This window comes from Vibrio sp. M260118 (assembly GCF_036533755.1).
Taxonomy (GTDB): domain Bacteria; phylum Pseudomonadota; class Gammaproteobacteria; order Enterobacterales; family Vibrionaceae; genus Vibrio.
In genome coordinates, this window is record NZ_JATABG010000241.1 from 1 (window position 1) to 5,590 (window position 5,590).

General features: G+C 44.3%; 4 protein-coding genes. All 4 read left to right on the top strand.

Features of this window, described 5'->3' with window-relative positions; all coding sequences use genetic code 11:
- Positions 1-181 precede the first annotated feature (181 nt).
- Positions 182-1,141, top strand: a complete 960-nt coding sequence (gene leuO, locus QTO00_RS13870) for a transcriptional regulator LeuO (protein ID WP_038203018.1) — start codon at positions 182-184, stop codon at positions 1,139-1,141.
- Between the two features lie 165 nt (positions 1,142-1,306).
- Entirely contained in the window at positions 1,307-3,115 is a 1,809-nt protein-coding gene (locus QTO00_RS13875; RefSeq protein WP_038203016.1) for an AMP-dependent synthetase/ligase, read from the top strand.
- A 438-nt stretch (positions 3,116-3,553) separates the two neighbouring features.
- On the top strand, positions 3,554-5,278 hold the full coding sequence (locus tag QTO00_RS13880; protein ID WP_331425330.1) for an acetolactate synthase 3 large subunit: 1,725 nt from the start codon (positions 3,554-3,556) through the stop codon (positions 5,276-5,278).
- A gap of 1 nt (position 5,279) precedes the next feature.
- The coding region (gene ilvN / locus QTO00_RS13885; RefSeq protein WP_331425331.1) for an acetolactate synthase small subunit at positions 5,280-5,590 on the top strand (311 nt) is incomplete at its 3' end.

The following is a 5,590-nucleotide window of genomic DNA, read 5'->3' on the forward strand; positions in this document are numbered from 1 at the left end:
GGGTAAAAAATACTGATTAATTATCAATCTTATTGCTAATCGCTGAATGATTCGTGGATAGTGTTGGTGCGTTAACAAACATCCAATAAATATATATATCGGATGTGACGCAAAAATAGGTTTCTATTCCCAACCTAAATTTAAAACCAACTCCCGCTGACGAATGAAAGAGGCTGATTCGATGAACGACAAAAAAGAAGCAATGAGTGCTATCGCTAGCTACCGAATGGAAAGTACTTTGCGAGGAGTAGATTTAAACCTGTTGACTGTATTTGATGCAGTAATGCAAGAGCAGAACATCACTCGTGCTGCTCATAACTTGGGTATGTCACAACCAGCGGTCAGTAACGCAGTTGCGCGCTTGAAAGTTATGTTTAACGATGAGTTGTTCATGCGCCAAGGTCGCGGAATTCAGCCAACTCAACGTGCACGTCAGTTATTCGGTCCAGTTCGTCAGGCTCTTCAATTGATTCGCAACGAGTTACCAAGTTCGGTCTTTTCACCAGAGACATCAACGCGTCTATTTAAGCTGGCGATTTGTAGCCCATGTGATATGCGTTTTGCTCCCAAGATCATGTCGAATGTTCATGAGTCAGCTCCTAATGTACAGCTTCACCTAGATGCTGAATTTGACCGTCAGTTAGCTGAACGAATGCGCTATCAAGAAATCGACTTCGTCATCGACTACGCACGTTTTGATGAGCAAGGGTTCTCAAGCACCGAGATTTTCCAAGATGAACTTGTTGTTGTAACGTCTAAAGCTCATGCACGTATTCAAGGTTCTGTAACTCCAGAAATGTTGCTTCAAGAGCGCCATGCAAAGCTTTCAAAAGTTCACGGTCAACGTAGTTTCTCCGAGCAAGCTTATCGTGAACTTGATGTGCATGCCTATTATGAAGGCACCAGTCTAAGTAATGTACTTTACGTGGTTGGTCAATCAGAGCTAGTGACTATAGCTCCACGCTGGATGGTGGAAAACGCGGCAAACAAGCACCAGTTGCAAGTGCTCGAGTTCCCATTCGAGAATGGAAGAATCAGCGGCTTCTTAAGCTGGCACGAGTCTAGCGAAAAAGATAAAGGCCACATTTGGTTACGTGACCAACTAATGATGATCTGTGGCGAAGTTGTTGCTTTGAATTAATCGTCAGTTGCTACTGAAATCAAAAGCCTTGAATGGTTGATGCCATTCAAGGTTTTTTACATTTATATCGATAACTTTGATACCTATCAATTGTCTTTTTTAACCCTGAATGTGTACACTTGTGCGCTGAATAAAGCTTACAGGTGTAAGCCAAAGGTAATTAAGATGGCCAACCTAGATTTTCATATCGTAAAACGTATTCGTGACCAAATTGCGCAAGGCAATGATCGTATTGCACTTAAGCATAAAGTAGGCAATGTTTGGAATGGCATTAGCTGGAAGCAGTTTGGTCAGCAAGTTGATAGTTTATCACTTGCTCTATTGGCTCAAGGGATCCGAGTTCAAGATAAAATCGGCATTTTCTCTAACAACATGCCACGATGGACCATTGCGGACTTTGCGTCTTTGCAAGTTCGCGCTGTCACTGTACCCATCTATCCGACTAACACTGCTGCTCAGTCGTCATACATTTTGCAAAACGCGGATGTGCGAGTGTTGTTTGTCGGTGAACAGCCTCAGTTTGATGCGGCCGTTTCTATCTTTGATGAGTGTGAGAAACTTGAGCTGGTTGTTGCTCTGTCTGACGACATTGATATCGGTGAGCATCAGTTCGCTATTAGTTGGCAGCGTTTTATCGGCAATGCTGACAGCACACAGCAGCCAGAATTAGATCTGCGTCTCGAGCAAGCGAATCTCGATGATCTTCTAACGCTTATCTATACCTCAGGTACGACAGGTCAACCTAAAGGCGTCATGCTTGATTATGCAAACATCGGTGCTCAGCTTGAAGGGCATGACCAGCGTCTTAGCCTATCTCAAGATGACGTTTCTCTGAGTTTCTTACCTCTTTCGCATGTGTATGAGCGTGCATGGACCTTCTACGTTCTTTATAAAGGGGCGACCAACTGCTACTTGCAAGATACCATGCAGGTACGTGATGCACTGAGTGAAGTGCGCCCTACAGTAATGTGTGCGGTTCCTCGTTTCTACGAGAAGATCTTCTCTGCCATTCATGAAAAGGTTGCCAAAGCACCATTCATTCGCAAGGTCCTATTTACTTGGGCGGTGAACATGGGGGCGAAAATGGCGGTCGCTCATCAAGAAGGGCGCAAGCCTTCTATTGCGTTGAAAAAAGCGCACGCCTTGGCTGATAAGCTAGTGCTATCTAAGTTGCGTGCGCTACTCGGTGGACGCATCAATTTTATGCCGTGTGGTGGTGCCAAGTTAGATGAAACCATCGGCCGTTTTTTCCATGCAATTGGTATCAACGTTAAGCTGGGTTATGGCATGACAGAAACCACAGCGACGGTTTCATGTTGGGATGACAAGTGCTTCAACCCAGACTCAATTGGTATGGCGATGCCAGGTGCACAAGTTAAGATCGGTGAAAACAATGAGATCTTAGTGCGTGGTCCTATGGTGATGCGTGGCTACTACAAAATGCCAGAAGAAACAGCGAAAACGTTTGATGAAAACGGCTTCCTCAAGACAGGTGATGCGGGTCATATTGATGAGAACGGTAATCTGTTTATCACCGACCGTATTAAAGAGCTAATGAAAACATCAGGCGGTAAGTACATTGCTCCGCAGATGATTGAAGGTGCCATCGGCAAAGACCACTTTATTGAGCAGATCGCCGTTATCGCTGATACGCGTAAGTTTGTTTCGGCGCTGATTGTACCTTGTTATGACTCTTTGGAAGAGTACGCCAAGGAACTGAATATCAAGTATCACGATCGCGTAGAGCTCATTCGACATAATCAAATTGTCGAAATGCTTGAAAAGCGAGTCAACGACCTTCAGCAAGAGTTGGCGAAGTTTGAGCAAGTGAAGAAGTTTAAGCTTTTGCCTAAAGCTTTCTCAATGGACGATGGAGAGCTGACGCCAACACAAAAATTGCGCCGTAAGGTGATTAACGATAAGTATCAGGACGAAATCGAAGAAATGTACAACGATAAGCCCGAGAAGAAGTAATATTCTTTATCGTTAACTTTCCTACTGTTTAAAAATCCCTCAATGCGATAACCCTCGTTTTGAGGGATTTTTTTATGCTCAAACCGAGCTGAGTTTTAGCGTCGATATCAATAAATGAGAGAAATGAGGTTAAAATTATTAACTGTATTTTCATTAATTACTGGTGCCTTTAACTAGATTGTAGGTGCTGGTTGGTTCGTTTTTGCATTTAAGCGTTGGTATTCGCTATTTCTTCCAAAGTGAGACAAAAATCGCATTAGACCCATTGCTAATTAAACGTTACATTTGTTGCGTGACCTTGCTTTATGTTACCTGTAAGCAAGACATAGCCGAAAAACGTGGAAGTATTTCGATTTAGGCTACGAATAAGCCCTAACTATGAAAAACCAATCCATCACATTGACCTTATGTGGCGGTAAATTGGTTAAGGAGAAAAATATGGCAGCAATGTTGTCCGGTGCAGAGATGATCGTTCAATCTCTGATCGAAGAAGGCGTTGAACAGATCTTTGGCTACCCAGGCGGTTCTGTTCTAGATATTTACGATGCGCTACACGCCAAAACAGATCAAATCAAACATGTATTAGTACGTCACGAGCAAGCCGCAACACATATGGCGGATGGTTACGCGCGTGCGACGGGCAACCCAGGTGTGGTGCTCGTCTGTTCTGGTCCGGGTGCGACTAATACCATCACGGGTATTGCAACCGCATACATGGACTCGATCCCAATGATCGTTATCTCAGGTAACGTGCCAAACAATATGATTGGGAATGACGCATTCCAAGAGTGTGACATCGTTGGTGTATCACGCCCAGTGGTTAAACACAGTTTCTTAGTTAAGAAAGCTGAAGACATCCCAGAGACAGTAAAGAAAGCCTTCTATATTGCGACGACAGGCCGACCTGGCCCAGTATTGATCGACTTACCTAAAGATGTGATGAATCCACAGGTTAAGTTGCCTTATGAATACCCTGCGTCTCTTTCTATGCGTTCGTACAAACCAACCACGACAGGCCATAAAGGTCAAATTAAGAAGGGGCTTAAAACGCTACTTGAAGCGAAAAGGCCTGTTTTGTATGTCGGTGGTGGTGCCGTTATCTCAGAAGCTGAGCAGCACTTAACTAAGTTGGCAGAAGCACTCAACTTGCCAGTGGTTAGTACCTTGATGGGGCTTGGTGCCTTTCCGGGTACCCATAAGAATTCATTAGGTATGTTAGGTATGCACGGTGTGTATGAGGCTAACATGGCTATGCACAACGCCGATTTGATTTTCGGTGTGGGGGTTCGCTTTGATGATCGAACGACTAATAATCTAGATAAGTACTGTCCTGATGCTAAGGTTATGCACATTGATATCGATCCCTCTTCGATCTCGAAGAACGTTAAAGCGGATCTTCCGATTGTAGGCTCAGCAGAAAAAGTGCTCGAGAGCATGGTTAACCTGCTTGAAGAGCAAGGCAGTACCAATGGTCAGCAAGCACTGAATCGCTGGTGGGATGAGATCCAAGTGTGGCGTGAGCGCCAATGCTTGTCTTACGAAACGTCTTCAGAGCGGATTAAACCACAGCAAGTAATTGAAACCTTGCATAAGCTGACTAACGGCGACGCTTATGTTGCATCTGATGTTGGTCAGCATCAGATGTTCGCCGCACTCTACTATCCATTTAATAAGCCACGCCGTTGGATTAATTCAGGTGGCCTTGGCACGATGGGCTTTGGTTTGCCTGCTGGTATGGGTGTTAAGTTTGCTAAGCCAGAAGAAGAAGTGGTTGTGGTCACGGGAGACGGTAGTATCCAGATGAATATTCAGGAACTATCGACGGCAATGCAGTACGATATTCCAGTTAAGATAATTAACCTTAATAACCGATTCCTAGGTATGGTAAAGCAGTGGCAAGACATTATTTACCAAGGCCGACACTCCAACTCATACATGAGTTCCGTTCCTGATTTTGCAGCTATCGCAGAAGCTTATGGGCATGTTGGGATTCGCATTGAATCGCCAGATCAACTTGAGTCTGGCTTGCGACAAGCATTAGACATGAAAGATCGTTTGGTGTTTGTTGATATCAATGTCGATGAGACAGAACATGTATATCCGATGCAGATTAAAGGCGAGGGTATGGACAAAATGTGGTTAAGCAAGACGGAGAGAACTTAATATGAGACACATTATTTCACTACTAATGGAAAACCAACCGGGTGCCTTGTCTCGTGTGGTAGGTCTTTTCTCTCAGCGTGCGTACAACATTGAGTCTTTGACCGTTTCGCCTACGGATGATGAAACTTTATCGCGCTTGAACATTACTACCATTTCTGATGACATGGAGTTAGAGCAGATTCAGAAGCAACTTAACAAACTGATCGATGTTCTTAAGGTGCAGGAAGTGTCTGAACTCGAGCATATCGAACGTGAGTTGATGATGGTCAAGGTTAAGGCGAGTGGATTTTCCCGAGCGGAAGTAAAGCGTAC

Bases quoted from the DNA above. Each gene is read 5' to 3' on its own strand.
- leuO (WP_038203018.1), top strand. From the start codon at position 182: ATGAACGACAAAAAAGAAGCAATGAGTGCTATCGCTAGCTACCGAATG.
- QTO00_RS13880 (WP_331425330.1), top strand. From the start codon at position 3,554: ATGGCAGCAATGTTGTCCGGTGCAGAGATGATCGTTCAATCTCTGATC.
- QTO00_RS13875 (WP_038203016.1), top strand. From the start codon at position 1,307: ATGGCCAACCTAGATTTTCATATCGTAAAACGTATTCGTGACCAAATT.